The 22,795-nt window shown below is 49.6% G+C and carries 17 protein-coding genes; 5 read left to right on the top strand and 12 right to left on the bottom strand.

Annotation, left to right across the window (positions count from 1 at the left end; all coding sequences use genetic code 11):
• Positions 1 to 137 precede the first annotated feature (137 nt).
• From yjfF to AB4Z29_RS07240, 5 genes are all read right to left on the bottom strand, one after another.
• Positions 138 to 1,178: a galactofuranose ABC transporter, permease protein YjfF gene (gene yjfF, locus AB4Z29_RS07220; protein ID WP_441942370.1), complete on the bottom strand. Its 1,041-nt coding sequence runs from the start codon at positions 1,176 to 1,178 to the stop codon at positions 138 to 140.
• Complete coding sequence (locus AB4Z29_RS07225) at positions 1,175 to 2,185, bottom strand: ABC transporter permease (protein WP_441942371.1); 1,011 nt, start codon at positions 2,183 to 2,185, stop codon at positions 1,175 to 1,177. Before AB4Z29_RS07225 ends, yjfF begins: the two co-directional genes overlap by 4 nt.
• Positions 2,157 to 3,665: a sugar ABC transporter ATP-binding protein gene (locus AB4Z29_RS07230; RefSeq protein WP_441942423.1), complete on the bottom strand. Its 1,509-nt coding sequence runs from the start codon at positions 3,663 to 3,665 to the stop codon at positions 2,157 to 2,159. The genes AB4Z29_RS07225 and AB4Z29_RS07230 overlap by 29 nt, the downstream gene beginning before the upstream one ends.
• A 365-nt stretch (positions 3,666 to 4,030) precedes the next feature.
• Positions 4,031 to 5,080: a Gfo/Idh/MocA family protein gene (locus tag AB4Z29_RS07235; RefSeq protein ID WP_441942372.1), complete on the bottom strand. Its 1,050-nt coding sequence runs from the start codon at positions 5,078 to 5,080 to the stop codon at positions 4,031 to 4,033.
• Between the two features lie 24 nt (positions 5,081 to 5,104).
• Positions 5,105 to 5,992, bottom strand: a complete 888-nt coding sequence (locus AB4Z29_RS07240; RefSeq protein ID WP_441942373.1) for a sugar phosphate isomerase/epimerase family protein — start codon at positions 5,990 to 5,992, stop codon at positions 5,105 to 5,107.
• A 126-nt stretch (positions 5,993 to 6,118) separates the two neighbouring features.
• On the opposite strand from AB4Z29_RS07240, the gene AB4Z29_RS07245 reads away from it, so the two are divergent.
• Together AB4Z29_RS07245 and AB4Z29_RS07250 are read left to right on the top strand one after the other, a co-directional pair.
• The gene (locus AB4Z29_RS07245; RefSeq protein WP_441942375.1) at positions 6,119 to 7,003 is read left to right on the top strand and encodes an AraC family transcriptional regulator; all 885 of its coding nucleotides are present in this window, start codon (positions 6,119 to 6,121) and stop codon (positions 7,001 to 7,003) included.
• Between the two features lie 91 nt (positions 7,004 to 7,094).
• Entirely contained in the window at positions 7,095 to 8,126 is a 1,032-nt protein-coding gene (locus AB4Z29_RS07250) for a DUF4358 domain-containing protein (protein WP_441942376.1), read from the top strand.
• Between the two features lie 89 nt (positions 8,127 to 8,215).
• Here AB4Z29_RS07250 and AB4Z29_RS07255 read toward each other — a convergent pair whose 3' ends face one another.
• From AB4Z29_RS07255 to AB4Z29_RS07270, 4 genes are read right to left on the bottom strand one after another with little or no spacing between them, the layout of a single operon-like run.
• Entirely contained in the window at positions 8,216 to 8,647 is a 432-nt protein-coding gene (locus AB4Z29_RS07255; RefSeq protein WP_183560149.1) for an RbsD/FucU family protein, read from the bottom strand.
• A 42-nt stretch (positions 8,648 to 8,689) separates the two neighbouring features.
• Complete coding sequence (locus AB4Z29_RS07260) at positions 8,690 to 10,192, bottom strand: rhamnulokinase (protein ID WP_441942377.1); 1,503 nt, start codon at positions 10,190 to 10,192, stop codon at positions 8,690 to 8,692.
• Between the two features lie 50 nt (positions 10,193 to 10,242).
• The gene (locus AB4Z29_RS07265; RefSeq protein ID WP_339203676.1) at positions 10,243 to 10,902 is read right to left on the bottom strand and encodes a class II aldolase/adducin family protein; all 660 of its coding nucleotides are present in this window, start codon (positions 10,900 to 10,902) and stop codon (positions 10,243 to 10,245) included.
• Between the two features lie 15 nt (positions 10,903 to 10,917).
• On the bottom strand, positions 10,918 to 12,708 hold the full coding sequence (locus AB4Z29_RS07270) for an L-fucose isomerase (protein ID WP_441942378.1): 1,791 nt from the start codon (positions 12,706 to 12,708) through the stop codon (positions 10,918 to 10,920).
• A 127-nt stretch (positions 12,709 to 12,835) separates the two neighbouring features.
• Here AB4Z29_RS07270 and AB4Z29_RS07275 point away from each other — a divergent pair, with 127 nt between their 5' ends.
• Positions 12,836 to 13,849, top strand: coding sequence for a LacI family DNA-binding transcriptional regulator (locus tag AB4Z29_RS07275; protein WP_441942379.1), 1,014 nt, complete (start codon positions 12,836 to 12,838; stop codon positions 13,847 to 13,849).
• An 89-nt stretch (positions 13,850 to 13,938) separates the two neighbouring features.
• On the opposite strand, the gene AB4Z29_RS07280 is transcribed toward AB4Z29_RS07275, so the two are convergent.
• Both AB4Z29_RS07280 and AB4Z29_RS07285 read right to left on the bottom strand, forming a co-directional pair.
• Positions 13,939 to 14,151, bottom strand: coding sequence for a PT domain-containing protein (locus AB4Z29_RS07280; protein ID WP_441942380.1), 213 nt, complete (start codon positions 14,149 to 14,151; stop codon positions 13,939 to 13,941).
• Positions 14,152 to 15,039: 888 nt separating this feature from the next.
• The gene (locus tag AB4Z29_RS07285; RefSeq protein WP_441942381.1) at positions 15,040 to 15,912 is read right to left on the bottom strand and encodes an AraC family transcriptional regulator; all 873 of its coding nucleotides are present in this window, start codon (positions 15,910 to 15,912) and stop codon (positions 15,040 to 15,042) included.
• Between the two features lie 148 nt (positions 15,913 to 16,060).
• Here AB4Z29_RS07285 and AB4Z29_RS07290 point away from each other — a divergent pair, with 148 nt between their 5' ends.
• Complete coding sequence (locus AB4Z29_RS07290) at positions 16,061 to 17,359, top strand: alpha-glucosidase/alpha-galactosidase (RefSeq protein ID WP_441942382.1); 1,299 nt, start codon at positions 16,061 to 16,063, stop codon at positions 17,357 to 17,359.
• 141 nt (positions 17,360 to 17,500) lie between these two features.
• Positions 17,501 to 18,166 (top strand): cupin domain-containing protein, encoded by a 666-nt coding sequence (locus AB4Z29_RS07295; protein WP_441942383.1) that lies wholly within the window; start codon positions 17,501 to 17,503, stop codon positions 18,164 to 18,166.
• A gap of 90 nt (positions 18,167 to 18,256) precedes the next feature.
• On the opposite strand, the gene AB4Z29_RS07300 is transcribed toward AB4Z29_RS07295, so the two are convergent.
• The gene (locus AB4Z29_RS07300) at positions 18,257 to 22,750 is read right to left on the bottom strand and encodes a sugar-binding domain-containing protein (RefSeq protein ID WP_441942384.1); all 4,494 of its coding nucleotides are present in this window, start codon (positions 22,748 to 22,750) and stop codon (positions 18,257 to 18,259) included.
• Positions 22,751 to 22,795: the final 45 nt, after the last annotated feature.

Below are 22,795 nucleotides of genomic sequence, written 5' to 3' on the forward strand. Positions count from 1 at the left end.
TTTTTGTTCCTCCCTTTATATGCTATGTGTTGATCACATTATCAATATAATCCGTTTGAAGTTTATTGTATTTACATAAAAACGTTATATTTTGCTAAATTCGGCACTATTTAGATTCTATTATTCTATTATTTACTTTACACAGAAGCTGGCGTTCGTCTGTCCCCGCCGCTAGCGGCCGGCTTCTCCGCAGCATGGCTGATCACGCGCCGTCTTTGGCGGCGGATAACGATTACCCTCTGCAGGAGAATAAAGAGGAACAATAGGAATCCAACAGCAATCTTTGTCCACCAAGAGCTAAGCGTACCCTGATACATGACGATCGTTTGAATAATGCCAGAACAAATGACGCCTAACAATGGACCAACCAAGTAACCGAAGCCTCCGGTCAGTAGAATGCCTCCGATTACGCAAGCCGCAATCGCATCCATCTCCATCCCCATTAAATGGAGGTTATAGCCAGACAACATATAGAAGGTAAATACAATGCCGCCTAGCGCGGAACAGAAACCGCTAATCGTATAAACCAATACCGTAATGCGAGGAACCGGGAGGCCCATCAGCACCGCAGAACGCTCGCTGCCCCCAATTGCAAATACGGATCTGCCAAACTCCGTATACTTGGCAACATAGATGGCGACCGCGACGACAGCCAAAGCAATCACGACGCTCACCGAAATGAAATTGGATCCGACCAGGTTGATTTTGAATTTTGAAATGGCTGTATACGTTGCATTCTCGATGACGATGCTTTGCGTCGTTATGAAATAGCTCGCTCCTCTCGCAAGAAACATGCCTGCGAGGGTAACAATCCAAGGATGCAGGTCGAAGCGTTGGATGAGATAGCCTTGGGCCGCTCCGAACACAATGCCAATGATCAAACAAATGGCCATTACGACGTAGGCGTTCATGCCCTCCTGCAGCAGCGCAGCCGAAACGACGCTGATGAAAGCAACGACAGAGGCAACCGACAAGTCGATACCACCCGTAATAATAACGAAAGCAAGCCCAGTCGCTACGATAATCAAATAGGCGTTATCGATGAAAAGATTGAAAAACACTTGCCAGGTGAAAAATCCGGTATAGAGGACAGAACCCGCGCCGTATAGCAAAACAATGAGCAGCAAGGTCGAGAAGATTATAATATTGTTCTGGTTAATTCGAAGATTCAGCTTCATCCGATCACCGCCTGTTTATTCTTCTGTTGGAACATTCGCCTGAAGCGGTCCGATTGCATTAAGCTGACAACGATGACTACGATCGCCTTCACGACCATAATACGCTCAGGCGGCACACCCATGGAGTAGATCGTCGTCGTAAGCGATTGAATGAACAAAGCGCCGATGACCGTTCCAGCAAGAAAGAAACGACCGCCTCGCATAGAAGTCCCGCCGATGACGACCGCCAAGATCGCATCCAGCTCGATCCATAAGCCAGCATTGTTCGCATCCGCGCTGCTGATGTTCGAGCTCACAAGCAGCCCTGCAATTGCTGCACACAGACCGCAAACGATATACACGAATAAATAAATTTTCCGTGGTTCAAGACCTGCATACTCGCTTGATATTTTATTGGAGCCCGTTGCCTCCAGGAAAAGCCCAAGAGCCGTACGCTTTTTCAAATAAAGCACAAACAGGAAAACAAATGCTGCGATAAATATGGAGAAGGGCAGTCCCAGGAAAAAACCTTTGCCGATAAAGCCAAAAGCCTCATTGTCGGTAGTGAGAACCTTTCCTTCCGTAATCAATTGCGCGATTCCCCGGCCAACCGTCATCAAGATTAGCGTCCCAACCATAGGCTGTATGCCCAGATAAGCGATTAGCACGCCATTCCATAGGCCGCACAACACCCCGACGACCATCGCAGCGACAATCGCTATCCAGAGCGGCACCACGCCTAGCAACGAAATGGCAACCGCTCCGGAGATGGCAAGCACGGAACCGACAGAGATATCAATGCCTTCCTTCGCAATTACAAGCGTCATGCCGATGGCAATAACCATGATCGGAGCAGCACGATTCAATATATCGATCAAACTGCCGAAGAGATGGCCATTTTTAATTTCGATATTAAAAAAACCAGGAACAAAAAATAAATTAAACAATAGGATAGCGGCTAACGCGGTTATTGGCCAAATGATTTTGGTATGCATGACGTTAGCTGCCAGTTTGCGAATACTGCTCATGAGAACCGCCTCCTTCTGCAATCATCCTCATAATATTAGTTTCAGTCATATGGTCGCCGCTAATTTCTCCAACCTGCATCCGGTCGCGAAGCACGACGATTCGATCGGCGCACTCAATCATTTCTTGAAGCTCCGAGGAAATAATCAGTATGGAAAGCCCCGACTTCGCCAAATCCAAAATCAGTTTCCGAATTTCGCCTTTGGAGCCGACGTCGATCCCCCTAGTCGGTTCGTCCAGAATGAGCAGACTAGGATCTGTAGCCAGCCACCGCGCCAATATAACCTTTTGCTGATTGCCCCCGCTCAAATTATCGATTCGCTGTTCCATGCTAGGCGTCTTGATTCGAAGCAGGTCAATAAATTTCCTAGCAATCTCCTGCTGCTTCTTCAAAGGAATATAATTGAATATGCCTTTCTTCGCCTGAAGCGCGAGCACGATATTTTCACGGATCGTAAGCTCCCCGACTATGCCTGCTACTTTCCGATCCTCCGGGCAGAAGCCCACGCCTTTCCGGATCGCTTTCTTCGGATTCATCGATTGGAACGTCTCCGAGCCAAGCGTCAGAATGCCGCTGTCAGATTGGTCAATTCCAAAGATGAGGTTCGCAAACTCCGAGCGCCCTGAGCCGAGCAGGCCCGCTAGCCCAACAACCTCACCTTTCCTGATGGACAGGCTGACCGGCTTCACGGAGCCGACTCTCGTCAAAGCATCGGTAGACATCGTGACTTCAGAGGTATAGCTCTTTTCCTTTTTGCGATGCTCGTCCTCTTCTCTCCATTCACGGCCGATCATATTCGAGACCAGGCTGCTTTTGGACAGCTTGCTTGTCTCATATTCACCAACTAAAGCACCGTTGCGAAGAATCGTAATCCGATCGGTAATGTCATAGACCTGATCAAGGAAGTGAGTGACAAACACAATGCCCATGCCCTCGTCCCGAAGCTTGCGCATCACGTCGAACAATTGCTGCACCTCTTGATTGTCCAGGCTTGAGGTTGGTTCATCCAGAATAAGAACACCGCTGGACATGTCGACTGCTCTTGCTATTGCGACCATCTGTTGGATGGCGACTGAAAAGTCAGACAGCGGCTGTTTGACATCCAGATTTAAGTTCAGACGCTTCAACAAACGTTCGCTATCCTCATTCATTCGTTTCCAGTCAATCGACCCTCTGCGCTTAGGAACACGGCCAATGTACAAATTTTCTGCCACTGACAAGTTAGGGCATAAATTAATTTCCTGATACACCGTACTGATCCCAAGCGTCTGCGCCTCCTGCGGCGATCTAGCCGTTATGGGTCTGCCATTCAATTGCACTTCGCCTTTATCCATTGGGTGCACGCCAGTCAGCACTTTTATTAAGGTTGATTTCCCCGCGCCATTCTCGCCCATTAATGCATGAACCTCACCTTTTCGCAGGGTGAAGCTTACGTCGCTAAGCGCCTTAACGCCAGGAAAAGTTTTGCTCACATTATCCATCCTCAGTAGAACGTTTCCGCTCATTAAGCCACTCCTTCCTCTATGAACACTCTATTTTTATGATCAATTATCATTTTACGGATTCGGGCTGCCGTTGTATTTACACGCAAAAGCTATTTTATACATTATTCGGTCCTTTTCCGTCATCCGTGATTTGCTAAAACACAAAAATAAACGCCGCCTCCCGTATGGAATACAGGGGGCGGCGCCTATGGTTGTAGAGGACTTCTTACATTAAGGAATCAGCATAAACCGTGCAAAAATGATCTTGGCTGCTTCTGCTCTCGAAGCATGCTCCTTTGGAGCAAAGCGGCTTGCTAGCGAACTGCGCTCTCATCACCTTGCTGCTCGGAGCGATTTGATGCCTATTTCACTGCAGCTTTCATGAAGTCAGCAATGTTGACTTTTTGTCCAATTCTCGCACTCTCTACCGCAGCCAGTACCATAGCCATGCTGTATATGTTGTCTCTGCTGCTTGTTTCCGGCTGGCGATTCTCCTCTAGGGAAGCAAACATATCGTCCAGACAGCCTTGATGGCCCGTGTTCGCCATCTCTGGAAGCTGCGTTTCCACCCGCTCGTATTCGCGAATAAACTTGCCGGATTGGTCTCCTGCAGCGACGATTTCGGCGTATGGATGGCCATGCCCGTCCCATATCGCCGTCCCATGCTCGCCTGTGACCCGCCATGATGCTTCCCATGAGGTGGTAACCCCCTCTGCGCACCATGATCCGCGGTAATCGAATACGGAGCCGTCACTCATTTCAAAAATACAAATCGCCATCGCGTTGCCAGCATACCATGACCCGGGAGGGTTAAATTCCTGGCAATACACGGATACCGGATCTGCTCCGATCAGAAATCTGGCTTGGTCAAACGTATGAATCGACATATCAAGCAGCAGCGGGCTGTCCATCGCATCACGGAAGCCGCCGAAATGGGCGCCGATAAAAAAGTCCGCTCCTATGAAGCCCGGCTTGCCGATCGTCCCATCGGCCAGAAGCTGACGGAATGCACGGATACGCGGATCGAACCTGCGGTTCTGCATGACCGCATGCGTACGTCCAGACTCGCCTGCCAGCCGCACGATATCGCTGCAATCGCTCATCGATTCTGCAAGCGGCTTCTCGCCGAATACGTCGCAGCCCGCTTCCAGCGCTGTAGTGCCAACCGAGTAATGACTTGCCGGAATGGTGATATCGAATACGATCGTAGCGCCTGTTTGGGCGATCGCCTCTTTCAAATCAGTAAAAACCGGACAGGTTAACGCCTGACGGTCTGCCATCGCCTGAGCGAATTCGACCTTAATGTCGACAAGACCAACAATCTCCGTATCTTCTCTATTCTTCGCATACTCCACCCATGTATTCGCCATGCCGCCGCAACCAACGACAACTACCTTATGCTTAATAGACATATTCTTCTCCTCTCTTTCCCTTGCCTAGATTGGGTTTGGAACAAAATCGCCGCCGCGGCAGCGTTTCAGATAATGAAGCGCATGCACCTGTCCGGTCATTTCCAGCTCGTCCTTGTACACAGGATCATGCCAGCCCTCAATGTCTATCGTGCCTTTGTAGCCGTTTTGTCTTAGAATCGTAATGATATCCGTCCAATTCGTATCGCCAAATCCAGGCGTACGGTGCCATACAAACGGCTGTTTCCCGTGCACGCCATGCTCCTTCACGATATCCCATGCAATCGTGGCATCCTTGCCATGCACATGGAACACTTTGTTCACCCATTTGCGAAGCTGAGGAATCGGATTAATTAAGCTCACCATCTGGTGACATGGCTCCCATTCCAGACCGATGTTGTCCTCCGGTACGGCATTGAACATCATCTCCCAAGCTGTCGGGTTATGTGCGATGTTCCAGTCGCCTGTTTGCCAGGTTCCGCCCATATCGCAGTTCTCGAATGCAATGCGAACGCCTTTATCCGCCGCTCTTCTTGTCAGCTCTCCGAACACCTTCTTGAATGCAGGAATGGATTCGTCAATCGGTTGATTCGTGATGCGGCCGGTGAAACCGGATACGATATCTGCACCGAACAAATGAGCGTGGTCGATCAGCCGCTCCCAGCTTGCAAGCGTATCTGCATTGTCGCCTTCCCCTGTCAATGGATTACCGAAAACGCTTACAGCTGGCACAATAAAATCATGCTCGTCCGCCAATGCACGTACTCGTTTGGCCATTTCGACTAAATCTGTCTTCCCCGTTGTTTGCCAAAAGGTTAAATTAAACGATTCAAAGCCATGCTTCACGATTTGCGGGATGACGTGATCCGCATTGCCTCCGCCTACCAGCGTTCCGATTCTTAATTTGTTCTCCATGGTTGTATATCACTCCAATATTGGCTTATAGTATTCTTATCAAATTCATTATAGCTAGGATTATTACAGATTACTCTAAACAATCTTGCGCAATACTAGTCTAATCTTGTGGTGGTGAGCAAAAAAATGTCCTATCCGAAGGAACTGCGGGAAAATACCCGGCTCGAGCATAAAACATATCCGATTCAGCTGTTTCAAAATCACTGTCCTGAAGTAAAGCCCAATGACTGCATTCTTTATTTGCACTGGCATGAGCATTTCGAAATCATCGTCATGCGGGAAGGCAGCGCGGTGTTCCATATCGACAGCCGTCCATATATTGTAAATGAAGGCGATGTCATTATTATACCAGGCGGCGGTCTGCATGTTGGATATTCCCTAGGCTACAAGCCCATTTATTACGATTGCGTGGTGCTGAATGCCTCTCTCTTCAATGATTGGGTCCATGATCCCGTTCATGCGAAGTTTGTTGCTCCCTACTTGGAAGGAAGGCTTCATTATCCCGTCAAGCCAGTCGAGCAAGATGAAGCATGCCTCTCCTTTTATGGCTTGCTTGATGAAGCCATTGGCGAGCTTGCTACGAAGCCTCCCGCTTACCAGCTTGTCGTAAAGTCGAAGCTGCACGCTTTATTTACGCTGCTGGCGCGCACTTTCCTCGAACGACAGCTTGCCGGCAAGGCAGTAGAACCATACTCTGCGAATCGTGACCGCTTTAAGCTGCTGATTCAGCAGATCGAGTCTAACTTCTGCGAGAGGCTGTCTATCGAACAAGCTGCAAAGCAGGTTAGCCTTAATCCCTATCATTTCTGCAAGCTGTTCAAAAAGCTGACGGGGCGCACGTTCGTTGAGTATGTCAACGTAAGCCGGATGAATGAAGCAGAGCGGCTGCTTCGAAGCAGCAATGACACCGTCACCGAAATTGCGGCCAAGGTAGGGTGCGATAACCCGAATTATTTCACCAAGCTGTATAAGCAATATAAAGGAATGACACCTTCCGAGGCGCGAAGATAGTCGATTAATAATTTTAAAAATGGTAGAATAGCAACTTTTTATTTCTATTAGTCGTCTATAACTAATAACTATGTTTAAAGGGGCTACTCGAATGATTAGGTTTAACGCCAAATATATTACGATTGCATTGCTGGCAGCTGCTACCGCACTCCTTGCAGCAAGCTGCAGCAGTACAAGCCAAAAACCAATCGATACGGAAAGCTCTACGAATATAACAAGCGGTACGACGGAAAATACGAGCCCTACGGATGCAATAGCTGCAACGGAGGATCCCTCGTCTATCCTGCTGCCTTCGCCGGGCGAGCAGCCGGTTGCGTCTCCGGCGCCTACAGCAACTGCAGAAGCAGCTGCGCCAACCGAAACAAACGCGCCTTCAAAGGATTCGGAAGAGAAAATAACGCCGATGCCTACGAAAAAGCCTGAGCCAACCGAAATAGCGACAGTGACGCCTAAGCCTCAGCAAACCCAGAAACCGGCAGCTACTGCTCCGGTCACGAAACCAAGCGCGAAGCCGACAGCTACTTCGCCAGTCACGAAACCAAGCGCAAAGCCGACAGCTGCTTCGCCAGCCACGAAACCAAGCGCGAAGCCGACAGCTACTTCGCCAGCCACGAAACCAAGCGATAGGCCTACAGCCTCGGCAACTGCAAAGCCATCGCCGCTGCCAATCGCGACTCCATCACCTACGCCAAAGCCAACCACGAAGCCGGATCCTGACAATCCGAATGCTGAGGTTACAGTGGCAGATATTGCTGCTAAGCTTAAAGCAGATTCAGGCTTAGGGCCGCTAACGGCTGTTGAAGGCGAGAAAATCAAAGATACCTATGGTATCGATCCAGATAAACAATTAGTAGACGGCAGCTTCAATCAAGCGATGATGATGATTCAAGCTGGTGAATTTTCGGTCGTTCAGCTGAAATCGGACGCAGATTATGACAGTGTGAAAGCCGGCTTCGAGGCACGTGCCCAAAAGCTGCAAACCGCTTTCGAGTCCTATTTGCAGGATCAATATGAGCAGGCCAAAAACTATCAAATTATTCGCAATGGAAATTTCGTCTTATTCTCGATTACGCCTGATCAGAAAAAAACAGCCGAACTTTTTCATGAGTTTTTCAAGAAATAGATACGAAGCTCGATCAGCGTTCATCTAGTGCAAAAGACCCTTGCAGCTTAATTTAGCTAACAAGGGTCTTTTATTTGTTTTCTATGTGATTACTCGGCAATAACACCTTTTTTCAAAATAAGGTTTGCGTACAGCGCGCTCTCACCAGTCGCAATAACCGCGTACGCTTGCTTGGCCCTTTCATAGAAAGCAAAGCGCTCAACCTGCTCGAACGGCTCTGTCAAGCCGGTACGCTGCTCGATAATTTTGCCGTACTCGCCCCAAATCGGAGTTTGCGCCGTATCGCCAGGCACGACCTGCATCAGCGCTGCCGGCTTCTCTACGTATTGATCAAGCGGGAACAGCTGCAATATAGCGTCCAGAAGCTCGGGAATTGGATGGCCGTCTGCACGAATTAATCGCTGAGCATGGCTTGCGCCGGGGAAATTTCCGTCAGCCAGTACGATCTCATCGCTATGGCCCATCTCGCTTAGTACCTTAAGAAGCTCAGGCGATAGAAGCTTTGGTATACCAATAAGCATGCTTGTTACTTCCTCTCTGCGGCATATGCATTCCTAATGTTCTCATTTCTCTCCGCACAAACGCTCAAACCGCTCAATAGCTGCAGCCCAGCCATCCGTTGGTATGGGAGCATATTGCTCCATCGGGAACGAAGCTTCAACTAGCGATCGCGACTCTGCCAAGCTTTCGCATAGCCCAAGCGCGACGAGCTGCATCTGCATGTTGCCGATTGCACTCGCTTCCACTGGCCCTGTCCATACGGGTTTGCCAATGGCGCTAGCGGTTAAACGGCAAAGGAGCTCATTCTGAATGCCCCCGCCAACCATATGCAGGCCGCCGAACAACTGCCCCGTTAATGCTTCCATCTGACCAAGCGCTTGACGATACCGCAGTGCAAGACTCTCGATGATACAGCGCGCGATTTCGCCAACCGACTGCGGTACTAGCTGCCCCGTTTCCTTGCAATAGGCTTGGAGCCGCTTTATCATGCCTGCTGGCGCATAGAAGGAAGCGTCATCCGGGTTAATGAGACTGCGGAAAGGCTCCGCCTGTTCCGCAAGCTTGGTAATTTCGCTGAAGGAAAGCTCGTTTCCTTGCTCATCCCACTCTCGCTTGCATTCCTGCAGGATCCATAGCCCCATTATGTTTTTGAGCAGCTGGTAGGTTCCGCAGACTCCTCCCTCGTTGGAGAAATCAAGCGACTGCGCTTCCGGCGTAACTAACGGACTCGCGAGCTCTGTCCCGAGCAGCGACCAGGTTCCGCAAACGACGTAAGCAAACGACTGCCCCGCTTCCGCCGGGACAGCTGCTGCCGCTGACTCCGTATCATGAGATCCGACAGCCACTGCGCGAATCGGTGGAACGCCAAGCTCCTCGCATACTTCGTCCGTTAACTGACCGAAAATCGTACCAGGATGTGTTGGCTCTAGGAACAGCTTGCTTGGAATGCCCAGCTTCTCCATTAACGGTTTATTCCATAGCTGCTCCTTTGGTTGAAACAGCTGCGTTGTCGTTGCCATTGTAAACTCGCATATTTTCTCGCCAGTCAAAAAATAGGCGAGAAGATCCGGCGTAAGCAGCAAGGTGCTGGCTGCAGCAAGCTTGGGTGAACCAGCCTTGCTCATCGCATACAGCTGATTAATCGTGTTGAAAGGCATAAATTGCAAGCCGCCTTCCTCATATAAACGCTCCTTGCCGATTAGCTCGTTCAGTTCTTCTAAGATGCCATCCGTCTGGGAATCACGGTAATGGTACGGATTTCCGAGCAGCTCCCCATTCGCGTCGAGCAGTCCAAAATCCACTCCCCAAGTGTCAATGCCAAACGTTTGCGGTTCATATCCGAGCTGAAACGCTTTGCGGATGCCTGTTTTCAGCTCCTGCAGCAGACGTAGGATATCCCAGTGCAAATGTCCATTCAAGGCGACTGGTTGATTTGGAAAACGATGGATCTCGGTCACTTGCAGCTTGTTCGAATCCGCTGCTTCATCCCGCACCAGCTCGCCGATAAGTGCTCTGCCGCTGCTGGCTCCAAGGTCAAACGCAAGCACCGTCGCAAGTTTTGTCATGCGCAGCACCTCCTTTCCTGTTGATTCATTCGGTGAACGGGCTGCGCCGATTATTTCATCTTCTGCAGCAATTCGATGCGATACGCTTCGCTTTCCAGCGAGGCAATTTCTTCGAATTCTTCCGTCGTAAGCACTTTAGGCTCGCGAATCGCTTTGGCAATCAGATAGATTTTAGTGCTTTCCTCTACAACCTCTGTTCGGTAATAGGCTTCGCGCAGATTGCGGCCAGACGTAACAAGTCCGTGATTGCCAAGTAGCACCGAGCTCGCTTCGTTCACTTTCGCCACATAGGCATCGGCAAGCTTATCCGTCGTTGGAAGCACATAGGGTACATAAACGGTTTTGCCGACTAAAGCCGCTTGGTCCGGGAACATAATGGGCAGCTCCTGCTCCACCAGTGTAAAGGCGATGCAATATGGAGGGTGCGTGTGCACAATCGCACCGATATCCGGATTAGCCCGATAAGCATAAAGATGCATCAACACCTCGGAGGACGGACGCAGGCCGATATCCGTAATTTCGCCCGTTTCGATATCAACCTCTACCCATTGATGCGGCTCTACCTCATCCAGCGCGAAACCGCTTGGTGAGAGGTACATTTTGCCTTCGAACTTGGCGCTTATGTTTCCTCCAGGGCCGACGACTAATTTGTTCGTTACCGTTTTGCGTGCATATTTGCAAAGCTCATTGCGAATATCTGTGCTGCTCATTGTAAAACCTCCATTTTATTTATAAATAGGCCCGAAATTTTGACAAGCACGGTAATCCGCGCTCTCCGCGTTAGCCGTACCGAACAAGCCCCATGCTCTCGGACGGAAGACGCGCTCTTCCGGAACGTTATGCATATTAACCGGAATCCGAAGCATCGAAGCGAGCGTGATCAAGTCTGCACCAATATGCCCGTAGCTGATGGAGCCGTGATTCGCGCCCCAGTTGTCCATCACCTCATACACGGAGTGGAAGGAGCCTTCGCCGGTAAGCGTCGGAGCGAACCAAGTCGTTGGCCAAGTCGGATCTGTCCGATTATCCAGCGTATCGTGGACATGCTGCGGCAATTCAACCGAATAGCCCTCTGCGATTTGCAGAACGGGTCCGATCCCTTTCACTAGGTTAATTCGGGACATCGTCATCGGCATACCGCCTCGTGTTAAATAATCTGACGAATAGCCGCCGCCGCGGAAATATTCGACGGACGCCGGGCGCCACGAAGTCGCATCCAGACATTTCTGTGCCTCTTCGTCGGATATTTCCCAGAATGGCTTCATCGCAGGCTGGCCGTCTCTTGTTTGCTCACCCGTTCCATCCATCGTTGCCGATCCCGAGTTAATCAAGTGGAGGAGGCCATTCGCAGCCGCGCCTTCCAGCTTATGGCCCGTAACGCGTTCCACCGATTCCGGACTCCAATACGTGCGGACATCCGCGAAGATTTGGGCCGTGTTCGATAGCAAATAGCCGAATAGCATAACGACGCCGTTCAAGCTGTCATTTTCTGTCGCAACCATATAAGGTGCACGCTTGCCGTTCCAGTCGTAGGAAGAGTTCAGCACCGTTTCCATAAAATCGCCATTCGGGAAGTGATCCGTCCACTGACGTTGGCCCTGGAATCCGGCTACGATTGCATTGTGTCCGCCTGCTTCCTCGCCGAAGCCAAGCTCAGCCAGCCTTGGATTGCCTACCATTAGATCACGGGCAATTTGCGTCATTTTGACAACGGTTTCCCAGTCCGCATCCTTCTGCTCTCTCGAGGTTTGCAGATGGGCAGGATTGTTATCCGGGCCTTCGTTGCAGTTCTCCTTCACCCACGTAAGCGCTTTCTCGAATTCCGCGCCATCGTAAATGCCTTCTTCCATGCGGCGTACGAATTCACTCATGTCAATGTACTCCGTGCGCATGCCAAGATACTCTTGGAAAAATGCGTCATTCACAATCGATCCAGCGATCCCCATGGAGACCGATCCCATGGACAAGTAGGATTTGCCACGCATATAAGCTACGGCAAGACCTGCTTTGGCGAAGCCAATCAGCTTGTCTTTCACGTCAAACGGGATGGATGTATCGCCTGAATCCTGAACATGCTCGCCGTAAATGCCGAACGCAGGAAGACCTTTTTGAGCATAACCTGACAGCACTGCAGCCAAATATACGGCACCTGGACGTTCTGTACCGTTAAAGCCCCACACCGCCTTTGGTATGGATGGATCCATATCCATCGTTTCCGTACCGTAGCACCAGCAAGGCGTTACCGTTATCGATACCCCTACGCCGGATTTGGCAAATTTATCAGCGCAAGCTGCAGCCTCGGATACGCCGCCAATGCATGTATCCGCAATTACGCACTCGACAGGCTCGCCGTTTGGATAGCGCAAATGCTCCGACAACAGCTTGGCTGTTGCGATTGCCATGTTCATCGTTTGCTCTTCTAATGATTCGCGAACGCCTTTTCTTCTGCCGTCAATCGTGGGACGAATTCCGATTTTTGGAAACCCGCTTTGGAAACGAACATTTGTATCCGTCATGAATAAAACCTCCAATAGGTTATAATAATGTTACCGATAACCTCAAAATAACAAGAATAAGTCTTGCTGTCAATGAAGACTTTTTTGTATGATAGAAACTAGGATTTATTCATGAGGGGACAATGCTATGGTAACGATTTATGATGTAGCGGCGAAAGCAAGCGTATCCGCTATGACCGTCTCCAGAGTTATCAATAACACTGGCAAAATAAGCGATAAGACAAGAGCGAAGGTGAAGCGTGTCATGGAGGAGCTTGGCTATGTGCCCAATCAGACGGCGCGCAGTCTCGTCCTCCAGCAGACAAAGCTGCTCTTTTTGCTCATCACTGATATTATGAACCCGTTTTATACGACCCTTGCGCGAGGTGCGGAAGACGCGGCCAAGCGCTCCGGCTACCGTCTCCTTTTCGGCAACAGTGACGAGAGCATCGAGAAGGAAGCCGACTATGTGACGACCATCTTGACCACACGCGTCGATGGAGTGCTGGTCGCTCCGGCAGGCGATCCATCTCTCCCGCATTTGGAGTCGCTTCGCAAGCATAAAGTTCCGTTTGTTCTGCTAGACCGCGAGGTTCCCGGCATCGAATGCGATATTGTGCTTGGTGACAGCAAAGACGGAGCAAGAAGACTCGTAGAGCATCTGGTTGCACAAGGTCACCGAAATATTGCGTTCGTGAACGGCTCGCCTTCCGTGTCCAGCGCAAGGCTGCGGCTCCAAGGCTATCAGGATGGAATGAAGCTTAGTGACCTTGCTTATAATGAGAATTTTGTCTTCGAAACAAGCTTTGGTCCTTTAAGCGACTTGACCGAAATGGGACGATGGCTCGATCAGCTGGACCCCGCGCCAACCGCTATCGTCGCTGGCAATAACGTGCTCGCTGTCGAAGTTTTGCGCCTGCTTCGTGAACGAAGAATCAGCGTTCCCGAAGACATCTCGATCGTATGCTTCGACGATTTGGGTCCCTATTCGGAAGTAGAGCCGTTTCTTACCGTTGCTGCCCAGCAGGCTTATCAATTCGGCTATATGGGCATGCAAATGCTCGTTGAACGTATTCAGGAGCGAGAAACCGCCTTGCCTTGGAAAAAAATTGTCTTGCCTGCCGATTTGGTCATCCGCAGATCGGTGAAAACCTTGTCGTAGTTGGTATTCTAAGCAGCTATCTAAAAACGGTTGAAGCAGCCTTTTCTGACTGCTTCAACCGTTTTTGAGGTTGTTTAGCATTGAGATGACTAGTCTGGAATGTCCAGGATATAACCAGCCTGATGTGTTTTATAGCGTTTGGAGAATAAATGGTTGGTTGGTTGGTTGGTTGGTTGGTTGGTTGGTTGGTTGGTTGGTTGGTTGGTTGGTTGGTTGGTTGGTTGGTTGGTTGGTTGGTTGGTTGGTTGGTTGGTTGGTTGGTTGGTTGGTTGGTTGGTTGGTTGGTTACTAATACTCCCCATAATACTCCCTCCCTCCACCCACCGCCCCCTTGCTACGTTGCACTTTATACACTCTAATCGTCGTTTAACTAACCAATTTTTTGCTACGTTGCAGTTTCTGCAACGGTTTGGCTGTAATGCAGCCTACTAGACATGTAAATGGGTGATTCTGCTGCACTTTCTGCAACGTAGCCCCTTAGATTGACCCTCATGTGAGGTTTCTATTGCATAAAGTGCAGCGTACTCGAGACTAATTAGTTTGTTACTTACTTGCTCAAATGGTTGGTTTATTCGTTCTTCGTCGTTAATTGGTTGGTTGGTTTATTCGTTCTTCGTTGTTAATTGGTTGGTTGGTTTATTCGTTCTTCGTTGTTAATTGGTTGGTTTATTCGTAGTGAGATTGTGTTGTCTAATACTTTGCTCCTCTATTCGCTCGCATTTTCTACAACCATTACCTGATCTACATTGCACTTCATACACTCTAATCGTCGTTTGAGTAACCATTTTTTTGCTACGTTGCAGTTTCTGCAACGGTTTGGCTGTAATGCAGCCTACTAGACACGTAAATGGGTGATTCTGCTGCACTTTCTGCAACGTAGCCCCTTAGATTGACCCTCATGTGAGGTTTCTATTGCATAAAGTGCAGCGTACTCTAGACTAATTAGTTTGTTACTTACTTGCTCGAATGGTTGGTTTGTTCACTCTTCGTTGTTAAATGGTTGGTTTCTTGGTTTTTACTTGCTCGTATGTTTGGTTTCTTGGCTTTTACTTGCTCGTATGGTTGGTTTCTTGGTTTTTACTTGCTCGTATGGTTGGTTTCTTCGTTCATGGTTGTTAATTAGTTGATTCCTTCATCCATAGGTGTTAATTAGTCCATATCTCCGTCTTTAGTTAATAACATGTTGCTTTCTACGTTGTGTGATTGGCTGCTTCCCCCACTATCGACTTGCGGAAGCTCGAAGGCGATTGACCGCTCCACTTGCGGAATTGCTTCGTAAAAAACAACGGATCATTGTAGCCGACAGATGTCGCGATTTGGGCGACGGTCAGCTCGCTCCCCAACAGCTCCTCGGCTTTCTTCATGCGCACTTTTAGCAAATATTGCATGGGAGACAAGCCCGTCGCCTCCTTGAACAGCCGCGTCAAATGGGCGCGATGGTAGCCGAGTGTGCGGGCAATGCCTTCGATTGACAGCTGCTGTCCGTATTGCAGCGACATAAGGCGGATCGCCTGGTCAATTTGGCGGAAGGAGTGGGAATCGGGAATGGAAGACTCTTCCGTATCGCCGATATGCTTACTGCCAAGCTCATGCAGCAGCAGTCTTAACCAGCCTGAGGCTTCCATATTGCCAAGCGCAGCAGAATTCTTTTTATCCATACTTTTTCGTATTGTTCTAAGCATCTTCTGTGCAGCGGACAAGGAGAAATCTCGAATGACCGCATAGTCAGGTGTAATACCGATAGAGCTGAGCGACGTCTCCACGATATCGCCCGAGAAGCTGACCCAAGCATAGCTCCATGGATTGCTCATGCTGGCTTGGTATTTAACCAATATGTCCGGAAAAATGACGAATGCATCTCCCGCCTTGCATGTATACGCTTTCCCAAGCGTCTCAAATACACCTTCTCCATCTAATACGACATGGATCAAAAAATAATCATGAACGGCCGGACCGATATTATGGCCGGCAACCGGCTGCCCCTTACCAGCAAACAAGACAGACATTTCACCTTTAAGCGGAGCTCTATTCAGGTTAATCGAGAACGTATGATGCGTTGCCATTGCAGCACCCCCTTGAGGTCATCTCCGCTCATCATACTAAATGATGCGACATTTATCCATATAAACCTTCTTTCCTTCCATATCCATTTCCCATTGTCCTCTTTATACTAAAGGAGTCAGCAATCAATTAATGGGAGGCCAATGTCTAATGTCCAAAATCACTTTCATCGGAGCAGGCAGCACCGTCTTTGCCAAAAACATTCTAGGCGATGTCATGCAGACACCTGCGCTGCAAGGCTTTGAAATCGCTCTATTCGATATCGATGCACAACGACTGAGCGAATCGGAGCAAATCCTGCTTAATCTCAAAAAAACGAGTAACAGCACCTGCCAAATTAAATCGTATTCGGACCGTAAAGAAGCGCTTCGCGGCGCCAAATACGTTGTTAATGCCATTCAAGTAGGCGGCTACGATCCTTGTACGATTACAGACTTTGAAATACCGAAGAAGTACGGACTGCGCCAAACGATAGCGGATACGGTAGGCATTGGCGGCCTTTTCCGCAATCTGCGCACCATTCCGGTTATGCTGGATTTCGCCCGCGACATCAATGAAGTGTGTCCGGATGCTTTATTCTTGAACTATACGAATCCGATGGCCGTCCTCACCAATGTGATGAATACGTACGGCGGCGTGAAAACGGTAGGTCTCTGCCATAGCGTACAAGTATGCTTGCCGCATTTGTTCGAGCATTTGGATCTAGACCCGACCGGCGTCAAATACAAAATTGCAGGTATCAACCATATGGCTTGGCTGCTCGAAGCAAGCAAGGATGGCGTTGATCTTTATCCTGAGATTAAACGCCGCGCAGCCGAAAAACAAACGGAAAAACATCATGATATGGTCCGTTATGAGCTGATGCTGAAATTCGGCTATTACATTACGGAATCATCCGAGCACAATGCGGAATACCATCCCTACTTCATTAAGCGCAATTATCCCGAGCTCATTGAACGCTTCAATATACCGCTTGATGAATATCCGCGCCGCTGCGTGAACCAAATCGAAGGTTGGAAAACGATGCGTGAATCGCTAGTGGGCGACAGCAATCTCGAGCACTGCCGCAGTCATGAATACGCTTCCTACATCTTAGAGGCAATTGAAACCAACAATCCATTCCAAATCGGCGGCAATGTGATGAATACTGGTTTGATTACTAACCTGCCTAAGGAAGCCTGCGTTGAGGTGCCTTGCCTCGTTGATGCAAACGGAGTTACCCCTACGTATGTAGGTGACCTTCCGCCGCAGCTGGCCGCATTGAACCGCACGAACATCAATACGCAGCTGCTTACCATCGAGGCTGCCATCACTGGCAAGCGTGATCATATTTACCACGCAGCCTTGCTTGATCCGCATACCTCTGCCGAGCTTTCCATGGACGATATCGTATCGCTATGCGATGATCTGATTGAGGCGCATGGCAGCTGGCTTCCAACCTATAAATAAAGAATCAGCCCTTCAAAAGCCCAATCCGGCTCTTGGAGGGCTTCATTTATTTTCAAAATAAAATATTCACAACTATCTAGGCTAACACATACCCTACCTCATAAGATTCATTAGCTTAATGAAAAGGGGCTTTATATTCGAATGAGCACAAAGATCGACTACACGTCTCCCGGAGCGCAATTTGCTTTCGATGTCAACACGAATCCAGCATTCAAAAAGGATGCAAATAACTACTTTAATCTCTTATCCGTCAATCAATTAAATACGCTGCAAAACATATCCCTGCTTGATATTTTCCTCAGCAAAGGAAATGTCATCGAACCGCATTACCACCAGAATGCTTCCGAGTTGGTATACTGTATTTCTGGTGCAGCAGAGGTCTCTCTCTTGAACCCCTTCACGATGCAGTATCTCCGATATCTTGTTACGCCTGGGCAAGTAGTCAACATTCCTCAGGGCTGGTGGCATTATGAGATTGCAACGCAAGACAATACACATTTACTCGCTATTTTCGATGCCAACGTGCCGGACGTCATATATGGATCCGACATCCTGCGTTTAACGCCAACCAACGTATTTGCCTATACCTATTGCCTCGATGAAGCAGCGCTCAAAACGACACTTGCACCGATAAAAAACACAGTTGTGCTAGGTCCTCCGCGCGATTGCAGCTATAATCCCGTTCAAGGTGCTTCCGCAGCCAATCCTTCTGCCAATCAAGGATTTGTCCAGCAGCAAGCCGTAAATCCGAACCAAGTCATGCCGCAGCAAAAATACGGCCATCACCATCGTGCCCCGCAATTTTAGAGCAATGGCGAGCTAAACAAAAAGACGACTGGCTGCGATAAGCTGCCAGTCGTCTTTTTCGTTTTTATTTACGTCTTTAAAAGCTATACGTTAACCTAAAATCCATCTTGCTAGCATAGCAATGTCTTCAATGTCGATTTTTCCATCAGCATTAAGATCCGATTTCTTGAATTGCTGCCAGTTTGGATCAGCGTTTGTTTTCCCATAGGCTGCCGCAAGGATGCCCAGATCGCCTATCGTAATCTTCTGATCATTGTTGATATCACCAGATAATACCGATGCTTGGAAGGCAGATACGGCTGCTCCGAGCTCCGTTATCGCCGCAGCTACCTGTAGTTCAGTTGCGTTCGGATTAACCGCTACCGCTTTTGCTTTCGCGATAGCTGCTCCCAAGGCCGCTTTAGCCGCTTGCGGATATTGTCCAGGCTGTGTACCAACTTGTGCACCTTCGTATATCGTTTCAGCTGCAGTAATCGATTGGTTTAAGCCTGAAAGGTCCACCTGAGCGCTTATTTGAATTGCGTGCGACGCTCCCTCTAATATAAGCTCGTCACCTTCGCCGTTTGACGCTTCTACCCCGCTTACCGTAATTTGCGCAGAACCAGACGCGCCTGAAGCGGCTACTAGAAAGCTGAGCTTCAGCCATTGCGAGTTAGCTGCAAGCCCTTTCCCTTGACCGGCTGCAATGATTCTCACTTTACCCGGCTCGACTGTTTTCTGTTCAAGGATGCCAAAGCCTGCTTGTAAAGACGCTGCCTCAACAAACGCAACCTTCGCTGGATCAAAGCTGACAGTGAGCATTTGCGCATACAAAGTCTGAGCGTTCTCAGCTGTAATGCCTGTATTGCCAATCGAAAGGTCAAAGGTTTGGCCAGCCCTTACCTGTGAAACACCCGAAATCGTTGCGGCAGCGTTAGCTGTTACCGGAATGACTGACGCAGTGAATATAGCCTGTGCTTGCACCAGTGCACCGGCAGCTGCATCCACTTCTGCTTGGTCAGCCCCCTGATTGGCCATTGTATCTTTGGCCGCTGCCACCGCTGCTGCAAAAACATCCTTAGCCGACTGCGGATATTGGCCCGGCTCTGTACCGACAACCGCAGAAACGAGCTTTGCTTCGGCGGCAGACACGGCAGCTTGCAGCGCGGTTTTATCTGCATTCGTTACTGGACCTACAGAGAAATAATCGAAGTTAGCCTGCACAGAGGTTTGATCGCCCGCGGACAAGCCATAGAATCCGATTTTCAAATTGCTCAAGCTGACCGTTACCGGATCGGCAGCCGGTTTCCAAGCAGTCCCGTCCCAGTAGAAAGTAGAGACGATGTTCCCGATCTTTCTCAACTGCAAATACGAAGTGTCATAACCTGGATGCTTCGCCATATTCCCCGCTTTGGAGTAGACGGCATTTTTCTCATATGCGGTCTCTATGCTTTTTCCCGTTGCACCCTCCGTATCCCACACATGGCCTAATTTGACGTAATTGTCATCATTCTGCCAGAGTAATAACCCCGCCTGCTGAAAGTTTTTCCGAACTGCCGCATCGATCTTCGTCGTGATTGTGAAATCTCCAGCTGGAGCAGTTTTTAGAAAGATGTTCGGCAGTGTATTCGTATTCTGGAACGTTTCGCCGGTTGACGTAGCCAAACTGAGGAATCCCGGCTTGCTCGTCAATGACCATTTGGTGTTATCTGCTCTTAGAATCGTCCATGCGGAGTCCAACGCAGCGTCATCGAACCCATCCACTGCCGAGCCAGCAGGAATTGGGGCGTTAACCTCGGTAAAAAACTGTGCACGGCCCGTTTGAAGAGCCTTTAGGCTCTGCTGAATTGCCGATTGAGCCGCTTGATCGTCCTGTGCCGTATCCTTAGCTGCTTCAACTAACGCATCGAATGCATCGATGGAAGCTTGCTTGTACTCTCCAGCTCCTGTTCCCTGCTTCGCCTTGTTAAGGAATGTTTCCGAAATCTCGATCTCAGCCAGCAAATCCGCTTTGGTAGCCGTACCAATCAACTCACGGTGGGCAGTCGCAATGCGGTTGAAATCCATTTTTTCCACCTTGCGGTCATAAGATAGAAGCCCATTAATCTCGTACTCTACATCTGTAATTTGCGTGTAAATGGCTGCGCTTAAGCCCGTTTCCTTCAACGCTTTCAGCCTGTTCACATAATTCACATAGGTAGAGGTCAGCTGCTCTTTGCTGTTCATTAATTGGTAAGAGAATACGAGCGGGCTCCATTCATGCCCCGGAACATGCAAGCCTAAGCCGCCATACTCTCCCAGCACCGCTGCTCTTGTATCGCTAGGGTTCGGCGCGCCTGGATCAGGGTATCGATGCACATCCAGCAAATCGCCGGCCCCTGCATCCCACCAGCCGCTCGTGCTGTTCACAAGCCGCGTAGAGTCGAGGCTCTTTACGTATGCAGTCGCATCCCGCGTCTGCTGGCCGCCTTGGTCAAATTGCCCCCAGCCTTCGTTGAATACGGTCCATATGATAATCGACGTTACGCTGCGCAGCTGATCGACCATTTCCTTGTATTCCTTGAACCATTGCGTCTTGGTAGCTTGCGTAATATCCGAGCCTTTATTGCCCTGCCGATCTTCTAGGCTCGGCATATCCTGCCATACGAGCACGCCTAGCTTATCCGCCCAGTAGTACCATCTTGCCGGCTCCACTTTAATATGCTTGCGGATCGTGTTCATTCCTACGCGCTTCACCGCTTCAATATCGAACTTTAGCGCTTCGTCAGTAGGTGCAGTATAGATGCCGTCCGGCCAGAAGCCTTGGTCAAGCGGTCCCATTTGGAAGACGAACTCACCGTTCAGCAGCGGACGCGTTATCCCGTTTACCTTCCCAAGCTTAATCTCCCGCATGCCGAAATAGCTCGCAACCTCGTCGACCGTCTGGCCGCCGTCCTTCAAATACACCTTTAAGTCGTAGAGGAACGGGTCATCCGGCGACCATAGTCGAGCGTTCGGTACATCCACCTTGATCTCCGAACCGACTTTTCCCGTTGCGGAGCCTACGACTTCACCGCTTGCGAGAACGATGGCCTCAACCGTTTCACCTTGTATGCCGCTGCCTGCTGCTGTTAATTTCAGTAAACCGTCATGGATGTCCGTTGCTATATCCAGCTTGTCGATATGTGCTTCAGCTACCGGCTCCAGCCATACGGTCTGCCAGATCCCCGATACGGACGTGTACCAAATACCGCCGAGCTTTTTGACGGTTTGCTTGCCAACGGCTTGATCGGCCCCCATATCCGTCTCATCCAGCACGTTTACGATCAGTTCATTATCGCCGGGCGCCAGATAATCCGTAATATCGAAGCTGAACGATGTGAAGCCGCCTTTATGGCTGCCTGCAAGCTGTCCATTCACGTATACGGTAGCCAAATAATCCACCGCGCCAAAATTAAGCTTTACGCGCTGGCCATCCCAATGGTCTGGAATCGTGAAGCTGCGTTTGTACCACATCAGATCTTCTACCCGATTAATGCCCGATAACTTCGCTTCCGCTGCGAATGGCACGAGGATTTTCTCTTTCAGCGTTTTGCCTGAAGGGATGGCTTCTCCCTTTTTCGCGGCCTCGAACTCCCACTCTCCGTTCAAATTGATCCATTCGTCGCGTGCAAGCTGCGGTCTAGGGTATTCAGGCAGCACGTTTTCTCTGTCCACGTCATCTGCCCAAGGCGACATGATTTGGTATTTCGAGCCGTTCAGCATCGGTTTGTCAAAGCCAGGAATCGCTGTTCCAGCCTGTGTCGTCAGACCACCAAGTCCGTCGTAGCTTACTTTAACGTTGCCGACATCCTTTGAATAAAGCGGATCCTTGAACGTAACGGCGATGACTTTATCGTCACCTTCCTTCAGCGCTGCTGATGCAATCGCTATGTTGCCAGTCGAGATGCTAACCCGCAAATGGTTCAAAAACTCAGGCGTTAGCGGCTGCAATGCTTCCGAAAAAGGCAGCTCCGCGTGCAGGCCGTCCTCAAGCACCGTACCTCCCGGCACAAACCCATCAGGCAGATAGAACGCCTCCGTCGGCACGGGCTCCTTCGCAACGCTTGGACTCGACCAGCGCATATGCACGTTCGACCCGCCGTTGTCCTCGAACAGCTCAAGCTTAATGCTGTACTTCTGCCCGGCAGTCAAAGCGACTGGAAGCGAGGTTTGTTCTTTATCCCAATCTGCTACCCAATGGTCAATGGTCAGCTTGTTGTCAATCCATAAACGAAACCCATTATCTCCGGTAATGTAAAATGTATAATTTTCGGTAAATGCCGGCTCAATAAATCCCGTCCATCTGATACCGGCCCTATTTTCTTGGCCGGTGTACATTTTGATGGATGGCTCCAGATTGGAAATGTCCAAATTCGGATCATAGCCCGTTCCTTTGAAGGTGCCGAAGGTGAAATCAGGTGGGCCTCCTGCGAGGTAGTATTCGGCCTTCAAGCCGTGATACTCAGGAGCGGACGCTTCCTCCGCCGCAGCAGCGCGAGGCGTGAATGACAGGGCCGATGATAATAAAGTGAACAGCATGGATAAGGCGACAATGGTACTGATGGCTTTACTTCGTTTCAACATGCGCAGAACCTCCAAATATTCATATGGAAAAGAATAAATCAGGTG

It is taken from the genome of Paenibacillus sp. 2TAB23 (assembly GCF_052115165.1).
Taxonomy (GTDB): Bacteria; Bacillota; Bacilli; order Paenibacillales; family Paenibacillaceae; genus Pristimantibacillus.